The organism is Arthrobacter sp. UYCu511, from assembly GCF_040547105.1.
Lineage (GTDB): Bacteria > Actinomycetota > Actinomycetes > Actinomycetales > Micrococcaceae > Specibacter > Specibacter psychrochitiniphilus.
On record NZ_JBEPPB010000003.1, the window covers coordinates 160,602 to 176,140 of the forward strand.

At 57.5% G+C, this 15,539-nt stretch carries 13 protein-coding genes and 2 tRNA genes; 6 read left to right on the top strand and 9 right to left on the bottom strand.

What is annotated here, in order from left to right; genetic code table 11:
• Positions 1-164: 164 nt before the first annotated feature.
• Together tsf and rpsB are read right to left on the bottom strand one after the other, a co-directional pair.
• On the bottom strand, positions 165-992 hold the full coding sequence (gene tsf / locus ABIB48_RS06435; protein WP_315914746.1) for a translation elongation factor Ts: 828 nt from the start codon (positions 990-992) through the stop codon (positions 165-167).
• A 156-nt stretch (positions 993-1,148) separates the two neighbouring features.
• A complete protein-coding gene (rpsB, locus tag ABIB48_RS06440; protein WP_110104417.1) occupies positions 1,149-2,036 on the bottom strand; it encodes a 30S ribosomal protein S2 in 888 nt (295 codons plus the stop codon).
• A gap of 349 nt (positions 2,037-2,385) precedes the next feature.
• Here rpsB and ABIB48_RS06445 point away from each other — a divergent pair, with 349 nt between their 5' ends.
• Positions 2,386-2,997: a M23 family metallopeptidase gene (locus ABIB48_RS06445; protein WP_354212474.1), complete on the top strand. Its 612-nt coding sequence runs from the start codon at positions 2,386-2,388 to the stop codon at positions 2,995-2,997.
• Between the two features lie 31 nt (positions 2,998-3,028).
• Here ABIB48_RS06445 and ABIB48_RS06450 read toward each other — a convergent pair whose 3' ends face one another.
• The 6 genes from ABIB48_RS06450 to ABIB48_RS06475 all read right to left on the bottom strand — a co-directional run bounded on the left by ABIB48_RS06450 (position 3,029) and on the right by ABIB48_RS06475 (position 8,263).
• The gene (locus tag ABIB48_RS06450; RefSeq protein ID WP_354212475.1) at positions 3,029-4,243 is read right to left on the bottom strand and encodes an acyl-CoA dehydrogenase family protein; all 1,215 of its coding nucleotides are present in this window, start codon (positions 4,241-4,243) and stop codon (positions 3,029-3,031) included.
• Between the two features lie 162 nt (positions 4,244-4,405).
• Positions 4,406-4,479: transfer RNA gene (locus tag ABIB48_RS06455), tRNA-Ile, on the bottom strand.
• Between the two features lie 70 nt (positions 4,480-4,549).
• The gene (locus tag ABIB48_RS06460) at positions 4,550-5,755 is read right to left on the bottom strand and encodes a glycosyltransferase (protein WP_354212476.1); all 1,206 of its coding nucleotides are present in this window, start codon (positions 5,753-5,755) and stop codon (positions 4,550-4,552) included.
• Positions 5,756-5,813: 58 nt separating this feature from the next.
• Positions 5,814-6,701, bottom strand: coding sequence for a DMT family transporter (locus ABIB48_RS06465; protein WP_110104420.1), 888 nt, complete (start codon positions 6,699-6,701; stop codon positions 5,814-5,816).
• On the bottom strand, positions 6,698-7,333 hold the full coding sequence (locus tag ABIB48_RS06470; protein WP_354212477.1) for a CDP-alcohol phosphatidyltransferase family protein: 636 nt from the start codon (positions 7,331-7,333) through the stop codon (positions 6,698-6,700). Before ABIB48_RS06470 ends, ABIB48_RS06465 begins: the two co-directional genes overlap by 4 nt.
• A 90-nt stretch (positions 7,334-7,423) precedes the next feature.
• The gene (locus ABIB48_RS06475) at positions 7,424-8,263 is read right to left on the bottom strand and encodes a phage holin family protein (protein WP_354212478.1); all 840 of its coding nucleotides are present in this window, start codon (positions 8,261-8,263) and stop codon (positions 7,424-7,426) included.
• A gap of 317 nt (positions 8,264-8,580) precedes the next feature.
• Here ABIB48_RS06475 and ABIB48_RS06480 point away from each other — a divergent pair, with 317 nt between their 5' ends.
• The 5 genes from ABIB48_RS06480 (at position 8,581) to ABIB48_RS06500 (ending at position 15,306) form a co-directional block, all read left to right on the top strand.
• Positions 8,581-9,801, top strand: a complete 1,221-nt coding sequence (locus tag ABIB48_RS06480; RefSeq protein WP_354212479.1) for a multidrug effflux MFS transporter — start codon at positions 8,581-8,583, stop codon at positions 9,799-9,801.
• A gap of 151 nt (positions 9,802-9,952) precedes the next feature.
• Positions 9,953-11,566 (top strand): FMN-binding glutamate synthase family protein, encoded by a 1,614-nt coding sequence (locus tag ABIB48_RS06485; RefSeq protein ID WP_315914751.1) that lies wholly within the window; start codon positions 9,953-9,955, stop codon positions 11,564-11,566.
• Positions 11,563-13,296: a thiamine pyrophosphate-dependent enzyme gene (locus ABIB48_RS06490; protein WP_354212480.1), complete on the top strand. Its 1,734-nt coding sequence runs from the start codon at positions 11,563-11,565 to the stop codon at positions 13,294-13,296. The genes ABIB48_RS06485 and ABIB48_RS06490 overlap by 4 nt, the downstream gene beginning before the upstream one ends.
• A 65-nt stretch (positions 13,297-13,361) precedes the next feature.
• The gene (locus ABIB48_RS06495; protein WP_354212481.1) at positions 13,362-13,958 is read left to right on the top strand and encodes an SOUL family heme-binding protein; all 597 of its coding nucleotides are present in this window, start codon (positions 13,362-13,364) and stop codon (positions 13,956-13,958) included.
• 91 nt (positions 13,959-14,049) lie between these two features.
• Positions 14,050-15,306, top strand: coding sequence for a phospholipase D-like domain-containing protein (locus ABIB48_RS06500; RefSeq protein ID WP_354212482.1), 1,257 nt, complete (start codon positions 14,050-14,052; stop codon positions 15,304-15,306).
• Positions 15,307-15,375: 69 nt separating this feature from the next.
• Here ABIB48_RS06500 and ABIB48_RS06505 read toward each other — a convergent pair.
• Positions 15,376-15,448 (bottom strand) — tRNA-Asn (locus ABIB48_RS06505).
• Positions 15,449-15,539: the final 91 nt, after the last annotated feature.

The window sequence follows — 15,539 nt, forward strand, 5'->3', positions numbered from 1 at the left end:
GCTGTTTGCTGGCACCCAAAGCCGGTGCTTTACCGGCCCACAGGGGTGCGTCTAAAATCTTATCCGACGTTGCACGCAAAGAAGGGGCAACCGCAGTTTGCGGCTACCCCTTCTTCGTCACATCCGTCTGACTGCTCGGAGATGAGCAGCACAAAAATGTGGAGTTATGCTCCGACGCGGAAGCGTGCGAAGGCAACAGCCTTGACGCCTGCTTCTTCCAGAACAGCGCCAACACTCTTCTTGGAATCCTTGGCGAAGGCCTGGTCAACGAGGACCATTTCCTTGAAGAAGCCGGTCAACCGGCCTTCAACGATCTTCGTCATGGCAGCTTCGGGCTTACCCTCGGCCTGTGCGGTTTCGGCAGCAATGCGGCGTTCGCTTTCAACGGTCTCGGCAGCGATTTCGTCGCGGCTCAGGACCGTCGGGGACATGGCAGCAATGTGCACGGCTACGTCGTGTGCAACTTCCTGGTTGTCACCGTCAACGGCAAACAGTACGCCCACCTGTGCAGGCAGATCCTTGGAGGTCTTGTGCAGGTAAGCGTCAACGGTTGCACCTTCAACGCGGGCAAGGCGGCGGATAGCAACCTTTTCACCCAAGAGTGCGCCGGCTTCGATGACAACCTCAGACATGGGCTTGCCGTCAACATCAACAGCGAGCAGGGCCTCAACGTCGGTTACTCCGGAGGAGATGGCCGTGGCCAGCACCTTGTTGGAGAAATCGATGAAGGGAGCAGCCTTGGCAACAAAGTCAGTCTCGCAGTTAATTTCAACCATGACGCCAACACCGTTTTCAACGGCTGCGGCAACCAGGCCTTCAGCAGTGGAGCGGCCTTCACGCTTGGTGGCGCCCTTGAGGCCCTTGATGCGGATGAGCTCCATGGCCTTATCGGCGTCGCCGTTTGCCTCGTCGAGAGCCTTCTTGACGTCCATCATTCCAGCGCCTGTGCGCTCGCGCAGAGCCTTAATATCAGCGGCGGTGTAGTTCGCCATATGAACCCCTCAGTGTAGATGTTTGAGTATATAAATCTGTGATAGGCCAGTTCTGGCAGGACCGCTGCGCTTTGTCAGCGGTGCGATCCTGCCAGTATCCGGTGCCTTAGGTGGTAGCCCTGAGGGTAAATCCTTCAGGGCTACCGGGAAAAGTTTTTACTTTTCGGTTGCGTCTTCGGCAGGCGCCTCAACTACGGCTTCGGCAGCGGCTTCAGCCGGTGCTTCAACAACAGCTTCAACCGGTGCTTCAACAACGGCTTCGGCCGGAGCGGCAGCCTTGTCGCCTTCGAGGAGTTCGCGCTCCCACTCAGCCAAGGGCTCAGCCGGTGCTTCTGCGTTGCCGGTTGCCTTGTTGTTGCGGGCGATCAGGCCTTCTGCAACAGCATCGGCGATAACGCGGGTCAACAGCGCAACGGAGCGGATGGCGTCGTCGTTACCCGGGATCGGGAAATCAACTTCGTCAGGGTTGCAGTTGGAGTCCAAGATGGCAACAACCGGGATGTTCAGCTTGTGTGCCTCGTCGATGGCGAGGTGTTCCTTCGGTGTGTCAACAACCCAGAGCACGGACGGTGCCTTGGTCAGGTTGCGGATACCACCGAGGTTGGTCTGCAGCTTGGTGAGTTCACGCTTGAGGAGCAAGAGCTCCTTCTTGGTGTGGCCCGAGGAAGCAACGTCTTCGAAGTTGATCTCTTCGAGTTCCTTCATGCGAGCAATACGCTTGGAAACCGTCTGGAAGTTGGTGAGCATACCGCCCAACCAACGCTGGTTTACGTAAGGCATGCCAACACGGGTGGCCTGCTCTGCGATGGCTTCCTGAGCCTGCTTCTTGGTACCGACGAAGAGTACGGTTCCGCCGTGTGCAACGGTGGTCTTCGTGAACTCGTACGCCCGGTCAATGAAGGACAGTGACTGCTGCAGGTCAATGATGTAGATGCCGTTGCGCTCCGTGAGGATGAATCGCTTCATCTTCGGGTTCCAACGGCGGGTCTGGTGTCCAAAGTGGACGCCGCTGTCAAGCAGCTGGCGCATTGTTACGACGGGCATGCCGACGCTCCTTATTAGTTATTTACGGTTATTTAGCCTTGGGTTTCGCACCGGTTCCCCGAACTTTTCCCTCTGCTCCTGGCACCCATCGTGCTGTCCATGAACCACCGCAAGGTGGACCGTATGGGCACAATCCTTTTGCAGGATTCAAGAAAAATCTTGAATACCTCATCAGGGTGGGGTGCGCGTAGTCAGTGCACAAACAGTTCACTGCTCTGTCAATGTTACTACAGCGCCGCGTTGGTGACTTACCACTTTCACTCCCCCACAGCCCCACTTCTCGGCGGCTCAGCCACATTGAACGCCTGTCTCCTTTTAGTAGGGAGTACTGTTGGCGCACGCTGGGAGGATGAACTTGTTTTCGCGCCGAATCTCACTGCTTCTAGCGGTGCTGCTATCCATCGCACTATTGCCTGGACCGGCACCCGGCGCGCTGGCCGCATCCACCCTGGCTTCATCCGAGGCGAGGGCTTCAGCCGGCGCACAGCTTGGGAACGGACCGCCTCGCACCACCTCGGCCACTCCCCTACCTGTTTCCCTCGCCTGGGGTTGGCCGCTGGCGGGGAAACCGGAGGTGATTCACATTTTTGATCCACCGTCACACCCGTGGCTCAGCGGCCACCGGGGCGTGGACTTGGCCGCTGAGCAGGGCGCAGACGTGCTGGCACCCACCGAAGGGGTAGTGAGTTTCTCCGGCGTCGTTGTTACTCGAGCGGTCCTCACCCTTGCCACAGAAGATGGTTTGCGGCTGAGTTTCGAACCCGTCACGTCCCCACTAAAGGTAGGTGACGCCGTCGCACGAGGGCAGAAGTTGGGAACCTTGGAAGGGCCCACGCATTGCGAGAGCTCACCGGCTCATTCTTGCCTGCATTGGGGTGTGCGGCGCGGGGATGACTATCTAAATCCCTTGCAATTCATCCTGGACCTGCGCCCGTCGGTACTGCTGCCGCTGGCGCCATGACCCGGTGCGTCCATGGAATCAAACAGGAAGGTTAGACGATGGCGGATATTCCCGTAATGGCGCGCCCGGTAACAAGGGTATTGATCTCGTAGGTGCCCTCGTAGGAGTAGATGGCTTCAGAGTCGGCGAAGATCTTGGCGATCTCGTAGTCAGAAACGATCCCGTTGCCGCCAAAGAGGCTACGTCCCATGGCCACAGTCTCGCGCATGCGCGCAGTGGTGAACGCCTTGGCGAGCGCTGACTGTTCATCCTTGGCCTGGCCCAAGTCCTCAAGCTGTGAGAGGCGGACCATCATGCCGGTGGAAGCCACCGTGTTGCCAAGCATCTTCACGAGCTGGTCCTGCACCATTTGGAAGGAGGCAATGGGCCGGCCAAATTGTTCACGCTCAACCGCATAACGCCGGGTCACGTCAAAAGCGGCCATCTGCTGCCCCACGGCCTGCCAGGCGACGGCGAGGCGGGTGACCTTCAAGACCTTGTTGGTGTCGCGGAAACTGTTACCGCCTGCCAGCTTATAGTCATGCGGCACCACTACGTTTTCCAACACGATGTCCGCGTTCTGCACGGTGCGCAGGGCCGTCTTGTTTTCAATCTTGCTGGCGCTGTAGCCGGGAAGTGTGGTGTCAACCAGGAATGCCTTGACCTGGTTATCCGCAACGTCGCGGGCATAGATGACCACCCAGTCGGAGAATGTTGCGTTGCCAATCCAGCGTTTGGCGCCGTTGAGTATCCAGTTATCACCATCACGCACAGCCGTGGTCCGGGTGCCGCCAGCAACATCGGAGCCACCCAGGGGTTCTGTGAGCCCAAACGCGCCTATCTTCTTCAGGGAGTAAATATCCGGCAGCCAGGCATCCTTTTGCTCCTGTGATGCCAGCGCCTCAATGGAACCGGTGAACAAGCCGTCATGGACTCCCATGAAAGTGGCAATGGAAGCATCGGCTCGAGTGAACTCCGCATGGGCCAGGCCTGCAAACACGTTTGAATACCCTTGGCGATGAACGGGGCTCATCATATCCAGCTCGGCCAGCTTCGGGATGATCTCCATGGGAAATTCGGCGCGGTTCCAGCAGTCTGTGGCAATGGGCTTGACTTCCCGTGCCAGGAAGTCCCGGATTTCATGGAGGCGTGTGAGTTCCTTCGCGGTGAGCATTTGCTCAAACCCATAGAAGTCACCATCGGCGTAGGGGAGGTTGTTGATATCTACTGCAGCCTTGGACACGGGATTTCCTTTGCTTGTACTCATCGTTGGATAACTGGCTGTCTGGCCAAAACCAAACATGTTACTCGTCAGTAACTTACCTTAGTTCGGGTGGCCTCGGCAACACGAATATCCCCGGTTTTCACGCCGGTTAAACAAAAAACAGGCCAGAACCCCCGCAAGGGTCCTGGCCTGTGATGTTACATGTAGGGCCACTCGGACTTGAACCGAGGACCTTAGGATTATGAGTCCCGCGCTCTAACCAGCTGAGCTATGGCCCCATGTAAGGTGCTTTGCCAAGAAAAATTCATTCCGCGGAAAAGCACTCCTACGATCTTAGAGGATCACGGGCTAAACTGCGTGATCCTCGTAGCTTCCGCCACGATAAATATCTTCAAAGGTGTCCAGTGTTTTGCTCAGCCCGTGACGAGCCACCATCGCATGGCTTGCTTCTCCCATGGCAGCACGCTCTTGTGGCGGCAAACTCATGACCTTGGTGATTTTCGCCGCCAAATCGTCGCTGTCGTTGGGTATGAACAAGTAGCCGTTGAATCCTTCATCTACCAGATGAGGCAAAGCCATGGCGTTAGCCAGGATCACAGGGGTGGAGGCGCTCATGGCTTCCAGTGTCACAAGCGACTGCAATTCTGCTGTCCCTGGCATGACAAAGAGATCGGCTTTGAGGTAGATCTCACGCAATTCCTCGTCACTGATCAGGCCCGTAAACGTCACCCGCGAGGACAGCCCCAACTTCTCCACCTGTGCCTTCAGCGCATTCTTGACTTCACCTCCGCCCACCACAACCAGGTGCAGGTCCAGCTCGGCAGGCGTCTTGGCAACCGCGTCGATGAGGACATCAATGTGCTTTTCTTCGGCCAACCGCCCTACAAAGGCAAGGGTAGGGTACGGATTGCGGGGCGCTGTTTCACCCTCGGCCAGCTCATAGTTGCCCGACTCAATACCGTTGGACAACGGCAGCACCTTGCGCAGGAACGCGTGCTCATGCATGGCCTTTGCAGCCAGCGGTGTGGGTGTTGTGACAACATCGGCCTGGCTCATGACCTTGCCCATGTCCCGCCAGGAAACCCGGCCCACAATGTTCTTGAACCACTGCGGGAACGGCAGGAAGGGGTTGAGGTTTTCCGGCATGAAGTGGTTGGTAGCCACAATGCGGATGCCCCGGCGTGCAGCCTCGTAGACTACGTGCTCGCCAATCATATAGTGGCTTTGTACGTGCACCACATCGGGCTTGATCACGTCAAAAAGTGCCTTAATGTCCCTCTTGATCTCCCAAGGCAGGCACACGCGAAAGTATTCGTGGGTGGGAACTGGCCGTGAGCGCAGCCGGTGAACCGTGGCTTCTGGGCGCTTCTGCGTAAACATGGGCCCACCATCTTCACGGCATGCCATGACGTGTACGTCGTGGCCCCTCGCCGTCATCCCTGTCGCCAGGCGGAGACAGAACTGTGCCGCCCCGTTAATGTGGGGCGGGTAAGTGTCTGCCGCGATCAAGATGGTCAGCGGCTTTTGGGCGCTTTCGCTCGAAGTTGATGACACTGATAAAGCTCCTGGTGGATTCTTGACTGGCCCGCGGGCTGGCTCATTGTTGACGTTGCTATTTCTTTGCAGCTCGACGCCGTTTCACAACATCCGGGTGGTGTCTTGACAACGCGATAACCCCTACGATAGCAAGTATCGCCGCTCCAGCCATGGCAATCGCCAGCACGGCGGGTACATCGTCACGAAGCTCACCCAAAATGGTAATTCCAATGGCAATTCCCACAATGGGGTCGATGACCGTCAACCCGGCAATCACTAATTCTGGCGGACCGTTGGCGTAGGCGCTCTGGACGAACCAGCTGCCCAGTCCTCCTGCCACCGCAATGGCGATCACTGAATACCATTGGACGTTGAGTAGGAAAAGCCCGTTCGGATCGAAGATCTGTTTAGAAATAATGCGGGTTAGAACTGCCACAAAACCAAAGAGCATGCCCGAGCCGACAATGTAAAAGAATGACTTCAGACGCCGCTTGAACAAGATGAAGGTTCCGCCGAAGATGGTGACAACCACGGCGAGGAGCGTCACAACAGTCAGTTCCTCTGTGGCGGTGACGTGCGTATTCTCGCGCACGGCGTTGACCGCCAGAAGGACAAACAGGGCACTACCGGCAACGCAGGCGGTGATGGAAACCACCGTTGCCCGGTTGAGCCGGATGCCTTCCTCACGGGAGTTCACAATAGTGGTGATGACCAGGGCTATTGCCCCGATGGGTTGCACCACTGTCAACGTTCCAAGTGTCAGTGCCACCACATTCAAAGCGGTGCCAATACCTAGTAGAATCAGGCCCAATACCCACCGCGGATTGGTCAGCAGACGCAGGAAACCTGAGCCTCCAAGTGTCAGTCCACCCGTGTTGCTTTTCACGGCACTGCCTTGACGCTGAGCTCCAAAAGCGAGGAAAAAAGCACCCGCCACGGCGCACAACACGGCAATCCACATCATGGTCTGCCCAGTCCTGAGGCATGGCTGCCATCACCCTGTGCGTCTGCGGGGTGATGCAGTTCTCGGTGTTTACTCACAACAGCCACCATGTAGCGGCTGAACGCGATCACGTGCATCACCATGCCGGCGAAAAGGATCAGCCACGCCAAGACAAAGGTAAATTCGGAATCCAGGGCCTTGGCCAGCAGCAGCATGGGCGTACCCACCATGAGCGCGGCGGTCCGCGTCTTGCCCAGCATGGTGACCTTGAGATCAGCGTCTCCACGGAAGAAGTACAGCGTTACTGCCAGCAGTACCACGTCTGGAATCACCAACAGCAGCAGCAGCCACAGGGGCAAGATGTCCGCCAACACTAGCGTAATGGTGACCGCTACCAGGGCAACCCTGTCCGCGAGAGGGTCCATGATCCGGCCCAGCTGAGAGGTTTGGTGCAGTTTGCGGGCAACATAGCCGTCAATCCAGTCAGTGCAGCCCATCATGGCCAGGACAAAGACGCCCCATCCGTACTCTTCGCGTGCTAGGACCAGCCACACAAACAGGGGCGTGCCAAGGAAACGGACCACCGTGATCAGATTGGGAATGGTGAGGATGGCGTTGGAAGCGTCCATGTTTGTTGGCGCACGTTCAGCCAAGACACTCACCTCCTACGAATAGGTCACCACGGCCAGCCGGCGCAGCACCGGAGACACTGGCCCTCTTGTGCGCAAAATATTGGGCGCGAATTATTTCTTCAACAACTTTCGCAGCAAAAATACACAGGTGGTGGCAGAGGCGGCGAATATTGCCAGCGGCTTCCAACGCTCCTTGACCGTTTCCACGCTCTGACCAATAGCGTTCGAGGCTGCTTTATTGACAGTTTTCTTGGCCCGAGTCTTGGCAGTATCTAGCAAGTAGGTGGCCTGTTTCTTCACGTCAGCCTCGGAGAGTAGATCTTCACGCAGCCCCAGCAAGTGTTCACGCCGTGCGGCGGTCCGGGCAAGGAGTTCGCTCTCATTGGCTTTGGGGCCTTGTTCAGCTTCCTTGGCAGCGCGTTCAGCCTTTGCCTTGGCTGCGGCGGCGTCGGCCTCTGCGGCTGCGGCCTTTTTCTGTTCCTTGGTCAGAACCACCGGGTCAAGGGTGCTCGGATCAAAGTCGCGGCCCTCCTTGAGGATGCCAAGGTCATGGCGGAGTCCACGCCACGCGTGCCGGGGAAGCAAAGGCAGCAGTGACTTGAACTTCTTATAACCAATGAGTGCGCTGATGCCAATGACCAGCAGCAGGGCCGCACAGACAATCAGGGCAGCGAGCCACAAAGGCATGAGCGTGGCTAAACCTGCGATGGCCGCAACCACCAGGGCAATGACCAACAGCACCGTGAACACAAGTGCCAATGCGGCAACTACGGCCAGTGCGCCCACCTTGGACTTCTTGTGCTCAAGTTCAAGCTTGGCCAAGGCAATTTCATCGTTAATCTGCCGTGGCAACAACCGGGACGCTGTCTTGGCCGCCTCAATCAGGGCAGAACCGTGGCCCTTTAAGTTGTCGTCCGCCGAGATATGCAGATCCTTGTGCAGATCCGTCACTGAGACCGCCTCCATTGTGAGGGCCCGCGCCTCTGCTGAGAGACCGGCACGAACCCGAAATCTTTGTAGTGCCCCCACCACGGTGGCACTACCGTAAAGTCAAAATTACCATCCCTGACCGCTGTGTAGGGCCCTCACCTGCCGCGCCAGTGTTGCGGAATAGTAAAGCTCCTGCGGCGGTTGCTCATTCTGTGCCACCCGCGCCCGCCATCAGACAGTGGTGGGAACGCTACAACAGCACATAAAATAGGACACGGCGGCATGTCTTTCCGACGTCCTAGCCTCCGCGCAGATCATATTTCTTGAGGATTTTTTACTTGACCACCACCGTGCACCCCGGCGATGCCCTATCTCGCCGGCAAAAGCTGATCTATGTTCTCGTGTTGGGGCTGCTAACAGCTCTTGGCCCATTCACGATTGATCTGTACCTGCCAGCTTTTCCTGTCATCGGTCAGGAACTCGGTGTCAGTGCCACGGCGGTTCAGCTAACACTGACTGCCACCACCATCGGCTTCGCTGCCGGCCAGCTGGTGGTTGGCCCGTTCAGTGACAAGTTCGGCCGGCGCGTTCCCCTGATTTTGGCCACGGCACTGCATGTGGGGGCCTCGGTGGGGGCCGCCATGTCCACAGACATCACCATGCTGGCGGTGTTCCGGGTGCTGCAAGGCATTGGTGCCGCCGGTGGTGGTGTTGTTGCGATGGCCATGGTCCGTGACCTCTTCGGCGGCTACCAGCTGGTCCGGATGCTCTCCCGGATGGCGCTGGTCAACGGCATGGCCCCCATCCTGGCTCCCGTGATTGGTTCCCAGTTGCTGGGCATTATGGACTGGCCAGGCATCTTCTGGTTCCTCGCAGCGTACGGCAGCTTGGTGGTTGTGGCCGCCACTGTTTTCATCGTTGAGACTCTGCCGCCTGAAAAACGGAAGTCCGACGGCGCAAGCGTCGCCGAGCGCTACAAAGCACTCTTCAGCGACAGATTCTTTGTCGGCACGCTATTTGTGGGCGGCTTGAACTTTGCTGCCCTCTTTACTTATTTGTCCGCATCAACGTTTCTTTTCCAAAACACCTACGGCTTCACACCACAGCAATACGGGTACTTGTTCGCCGTGAATTCCGTGGGAATTGTGGCAGGGGTACAGACCGCTTCGAGGATCATGCGCCATACCGGTCCGCAATGGGTTATAGCGTGGGCCACGGTAGGCCAAGTGAGCGCCGCGGCTGCCATGATTATCTGCGATCAGCTGGGCTTGGGTTTGTGGGGTGTCATGATTCCACTGTGGTTCTTTATCTGTGCCACCGGATTCATGTTCCCCTCGGTTCAGGTCCTTGGCTTGGCCCGTCATGGAAAGCAGGCGGGTACTGCTGCCTCGCTACTGGGGGCTGCAACTTTTGGCTTCGCCGGCATCATCACCCCCATCGTGGGTTTTGTTGGCGTGGCCACAGCCACTCCCATGGCCATCATCATGGGCTGCTGCATTCTGCTGGCAATGGCAGCCCTCTGGTTCATTGTGCGGCCACGGTTGGTGCCAGCCATCTAAACCTACTCTTGCCGCCGGTTGTGTCAGGTGTGCCTTTGCTATGCATGACACCGAGTTGCTCCCCTGCGCGCTTCAGCACGAGCTGCAGTGATCAGCTAGTTTGATCTGAAAAACATGACACACGGCACGCACCCGGGTTTATGCTGGGGTCATGCTCAGGATACTTATGGTTTCCATATTGCTCCTCGTGACAGCAGTTTCCGCGCTTCTGGTGGTATTTTTCGGTCCGGGTTGGTGGGTGGCTGTAGTGATCTTTGCCGCGCTCTTCATTCTGGCCGTCTTCGATGCCACACAGAAGAAGCACTCGATTCTGCGTAATTACCCGGTTATCGGGCATCTTCGTTTCGCGCTAGAGTACATCCGCCCGGAGCTTCAGCAGTACTTCATCGAGCGGAACTATGACGGGCGGCCCTTTGACAGGGATACCCGGTCCTTGATCTACGAACGCGCCAAAGGAACTAATCAAGAACAGGCCTTCGGTACTGAACGGGACGTCAACGAGGTTGGCTACGAGTACCTTGTCCACTCAACGGCCCCTCTGGAGCCCCCGGAGCACGCGCCCACAGTTCGCATCGGAGGACCGGAGTGCACACAACCGTATGAGATGGCGCTGTTGAATGTTTCCGCCATGAGTTTCGGAGCCCTCTCCGCCAACGCAATATTGGCGTTGAACAAGGGCGCCGCGATGGGCGGATTCGCCCATGACACAGGGGAAGGCGGCCTGACCGAATATCATTTACGCCATGGCGGGGACTTGGTGTGGGAACTAGGCAGTGGATATTTTGGGGCACGCACCAAAGAGGGCGATTTTGATCCGGACATGTTTGCGGACAAGGCTGCTCACGCTTCAGTCAAGTGCCTTTCCCTCAAACTCAGCCAAGGCGCCAAACCCGGCATAGGTGGAGTTCTCCCCGCGGGGAAGGTGAGTGCGGAAATCGCCAAGGCCCGCAATGTGCCCCAGGGTGTGAAGTGTGTCAGCCCCGCAGCGCACAAAGTTTTCTCCACTCCACGTGAACTCATCCACTTCATGGCCACCATGCGTGAACTGGCCAACGGCAAACCTGTGGGGTTCAAACTGTGTATTGGTTCACGCACTGACGTCCTCGCCATCTGCAAGGCCATAGTGTCCGAGGGCGTGGCTCCGGATTTCATTATTGTGGACGGTTCCGAAGGCGGCACGGGTGCTGCCCCCATGGAATATGAGGACCATATGGGCACACCCTTGACGGAGGGCTTGATGCTCCTGCACAACGCACTTGTTGGCGTTGGTCTTCGAGACCAGATACGGATTGGCGCTGCAGGCAAGGTGGCCACCGGCACTGACATTGTCAAGCGTCTAATACAGGGCGCCGATTACACCAACGCAGCCCGGGCCATGATGATGGCCACCGGCTGTATCCAATCCCAGCGCTGCCACACCAACCATTGTCCGGTGGGCGTGACCACCCAGGACCCGCGCCGGGCACGTGCCCTTGACGTTGAAAGCAAGAGCGTACGGGTGCAGCGTTTCCAGGAAGCAACCGTCAGCGAAGCTCTCCGAATGATGGCCTCAATGGGCAGTGAAGGCACTGCGGGGCTGAACCCGTTGATGATCCGGCGCCGGATCGGACACATGAACACCAAATCCTATGCCGAACTTTACAACTGGCTGGCCCCCGGCGAGCTGTTGGCACAAGCGCCCGCGGACTGGGCTGAAGATTGGTCCGCAGCGGACCCGGATTCGTTTGCCGCTCAAGGCGGTCTCAGCGGGAGGACATCGCAGTGAGCACCGTGGCAGAAACCATCATTGAAGCACTCGTGGGACTAGGGGTGAAAACAGTATGGGGTGTGGTCGGTGATGCCCTCAATCCCCTGACTGACGCAATTCGCCGCGAAGACCGGCTGGAATGGATTGGTGTCCGGCATGAAGAGGTGGCAGCTTTCGCCGCCGGAGCCCAATCCCAGCTGACAGGCACCTTGGGCGTCTGCATGGGAACGGTGGGCCCTGGATCCATCCATCTCCTCAACGGACTCTATGATGCCAAGAAGTCCTCCACTGCCCTACTGGCTATCTGTGGGCAGGTTCCCAGTAAAGAAATTGGCAGCGACTTTTTCCAGGAAATAAACAATGACAGGCTTTTCGCTGATGTGGCGCTCTACACCCAAACAGTGACGCACCCGTCCCAGATGCCATACCTGTTAGAACAAGCCATCAACGCCGCCATGACCCTACGCGGGGTGGCCGTGCTAACCATCCCTGGAGACATTGGCAGCGCCGCCAGTCCTAATGACGCCCAGCCTCACTTTGTCGACGTCGCTCAGCCCGCCGCGCCGGATCCCGGAGTTATTCGCGATGCCGCACAGCTCCTCAACGAGGCGGCAAAAGTCACGCTCCTCGTTGGCATGGGTGCGCGCGGCGCCAGGGAAGCGGTACTGGAGGTGGCGCGCAAACTGGCTGCGCCCATGGTCCTGACACTCAAGGCCAAGGAAGGGCTGGAAGCCAATAATCCATACCAGGTGGGCCAGTCCGGACTGATAGGAAACCCCGCTGCACAGCACGCCTTTGGAAGCTGCGAGGCGCTCTTGATGATTGGCACTGACTTTCCCTACCGTGATTCCTATCCCGAGGGAAAAACTGTCATCCAAATTGATAGCAACGGCGCTGTCATTGGCCGCCGGACCAATGTGGACTTGGGAGTTGTCGGTGATAGCCAACTCACACTGGCTGCCTTGCTTCCTGCACTGGTGGAAAAGAAAAGCCAAACGCATTTGGCGGACGCAAGAGAAAAGTATCAGGCGTGGACGCAGCGCCAGGCCACGCTGGCAGAACCGGACTATGATTCCACGCTTGTGGGCAGGGCCAGGACGGTGCTCGATAATCCCGGCGCCCTGATTCGCCCCGAGGCAGTGGCCGCGGCGGTGGATAGGCACGCAGCCTCGGATGCCATCTTTACCTCTGACACGGGAATGTCCACCGTGTGGCTGGCCCGCTTCGTCACCATGCGCGGAACCAGGCGGCTTCTAGGCTCCTTCAATCTAGGATCAATGGCTAACGCCATGCCCCAGGCACTGGGTGCGTCCGCTGTGGATAGGTCCCGGGAGGTGATTGCCTTTTGCGGTGACGGCGGATTGACCATGTTGCTGGGCGATCTCCTCACGGCAGTGGCCTATAACCTTCCCGTGAAGTTGGTGGTGTTCAACAATGGCCGTCTGGGCATGGTCAAGCTTGAACAGGAACAGGGCGGTTTACCGGAATTTGGCACCATTTTGGCGAACCCGGATTTGGCTCTGGTGGCGCGTTCGTGTGGGCTGCATGGGATTCGGGTCGAGGATGCCAACGATCTCGATGCTGCTGTGCAGGAAGCCATGCGCCATGACGGCCCGGTTTTGCTCGATGTTCTCACCAACCCGCAAGAGATCTCCGTACCCCCGCAAACCACGGCAGGGCAGGCCTGGGGATTCGCCATTGCAAAACTCAAGGAAGGCATGAGGAGCGTTGGCGATTCAGAAAGTTAGCGCACTATTATTAGGGGAAATCGCCATGGGGCAAAGGCAGCGTGGCTCAATGACAGCGTGGAGCAATGACTGAGCAACTGAACTATGACCTGGTGCGGGACTACAGCGATTTTCAGCTGCGCCGCTACCCAGAGCATCTCCTGGTAGAAGTCATCATCGAAGGACCGTTTGAAGAAGCGGGGAACAGAGCGTTCCGCTACCTCTTTTCCTACATCAGCGGCGCGAATCGGGTGAACCGCACAGTTGCCATGACGGCACCGGTTATCCAAGACTCCTCCTCGGAAAAGATCAAGATGACAGCCCCGGTCCTACAACAGGGCATCACAGGAAACAGTGCTGGAAAAGTAGGAGCACAAGGGGAACAGAGTTTTCGTGTGGCGTTTGTTCTGCCGCAAGGCACCACGCTAGAAAACGCTCCAGCTCCCACCAACCCTTTAGTTCATCTGCGGGCGGTGCCACAAAGTCTTACTGCTGTCATTAGATTCAGCGGCCGGTGGAGCCAACAGAGCTATGAACACCATCGTGTGAGCCTGACTCATGCTATGAACGTTGCAGGATTACAGGCTCAGAGCGCACCCCGATTTGCCAGATTCGATCCTCCTTTCAAACCTTCATTCCTGCGCCACAACGAAATCATGATTGATGTAGAAGACACCGAATAAGCGCGCACTCTACCATTTGTCAGTAGGCCGGGTCTGCCCAAATGCTGATTCCGCAGATCCTGCAGCGGCCGCTAACAGTTAGACTTCAAAAATGGATGAACTACTCCCCCCTCCCCTTGCCAAAACCGCCCGGAAAGCCGTGCTCCGCTCATTGTTGGCCTTCTTTGCAGTGCAGGGCGCAGTCATTGCGGGCCTGGTGGCCTTGGACACCGTCAAAAAACGGGACAGAAGCAAGCGCAAGGGCTTCCCCCACCCCGGTACTTTTGAACAGACCATAGCTGACACGACGCTCACCACGTACACCTTCGGTGCCGATCTTTACAAGGACATGCTCCAGGCGATCTATGACGCCCAGGAGAGCATCATGATCGAAACCTTCATCTGGAAAGATGATGAAACCGGGCAGGCCTTCAAGGACGCCATCAACGCCGCCGCAGAACGTGGGGTTGAGGTGTTTATCATTTATGACGGATTCGCAAACCTGGTGGTGCCCTTTTCCTTTTACCGCTTCCACCCCAACGTCCATGTCTACCGTTTCCCGGTAGTCCGCACCGCCATGCTCACCAAGACTGTGCGCAGCACGGGGCTAGATCACCGCAAGCTCCTCATTGTTGATGACAAGACCGGCTTTGTGGGCGGCTACAACATCGGATCCTTGTATGCCACCGAATGGCGGGACACCCACCTGCGCCTGGTAGGGGCTTCCGTATGGGATCTGCGGCAGGCCTTCGTGACAGTGTGGAATGAGAACTGCTCGGGCTCCAGAACCGAAATACCCCAAACCAGCCCGGAGGTTTGGGAGCCGCGGGTCCGTGCCGTGAACAACATCCCCTCAAATCTGGTCTATCCCATCCGCGGGGTCTATCTGGATGCTATTGCACGGGCTCAGAACCATATTTACGTGACCATGGCGTATTTCATCCCGGACCAGCAGATTCTGCGGGCCCTTCTCGCGGCCAGCCGCCGAGGAGTTGATGTTCGCATCATCCTGCCCATGGATTCCAACCACGTCCTTTCTGACTGGCTTTCACGCGGCTTCTACACATCGCTGCTCAGGGATGGGGTGACCGTTCTGCTGTACCGCAACGCCATGATCCACACCAAGACCGCAACCATTGATGGCACCTGGTCGACGGTGGGCAGCGCCAATATTGACAGGCTCAGCCTGACGGGCAATTACGAGATCAATCTTGAAATCCACGACTCCGACTTTGCCGCAGACATGGAGACGATCTTCGAGGTGGACAGCGTCAACTCCAAGGTCTTGACGATGGAGGAATGGGAGCACCGATCCCCGCTGGCTCGTTTCAGCGAAACGGTTCTTGTGCCCCTGCGCCCCCTACTCTGATTTCTGGGTTAGCGGCCAACGCAAAAGATCCCCGCCCTCACAAGGAGGACGGGGATCTTTTATGGAAAGCTCCCCCACCTGGACTTGAACCAGGAACCTTTCGATTAACAGTCGAACGCTCTGCCAATTGAGCTATAGGGGAATGCGGCAAGTAAATCCTAGCAGTCATTCACAGTTCAAATCAAATTAGATCAAAACCAATCATTTCTGCACACTCAACGCAATAATTGTCT

Bases quoted from the DNA above. Each gene is read 5' to 3' on its own strand.
- ABIB48_RS06465 (WP_110104420.1), bottom strand. From the start codon at position 6,701: ATGATGTGGATTGCCGTGTTGTGCGCCGTGGCGGGTGCTTTTTTCCTC.
- ABIB48_RS06495 (WP_354212481.1), top strand. From the start codon at position 13,362: ATGACTGAGCAACTGAACTATGACCTGGTGCGGGACTACAGCGATTTT.
- ABIB48_RS06485 (WP_315914751.1), top strand. From the start codon at position 9,953: ATGCTCAGGATACTTATGGTTTCCATATTGCTCCTCGTGACAGCAGTT.
- ABIB48_RS06445 (WP_354212474.1), top strand. From the start codon at position 2,386: ATGAACTTGTTTTCGCGCCGAATCTCACTGCTTCTAGCGGTGCTGCTA.
- tsf (WP_315914746.1), bottom strand. From the start codon at position 992: ATGGCGAACTACACCGCCGCTGATATTAAGGCTCTGCGCGAGCGCACA.
- ABIB48_RS06500 (WP_354212482.1), top strand. From the start codon at position 14,050: ATGGATGAACTACTCCCCCCTCCCCTTGCCAAAACCGCCCGGAAAGCC.
- rpsB (WP_110104417.1), bottom strand. From the start codon at position 2,036: ATGCCCGTCGTAACAATGCGCCAGCTGCTTGACAGCGGCGTCCACTTT.
- ABIB48_RS06450 (WP_354212475.1), bottom strand. From the start codon at position 4,243: ATGAGTACAAGCAAAGGAAATCCCGTGTCCAAGGCTGCAGTAGATATC.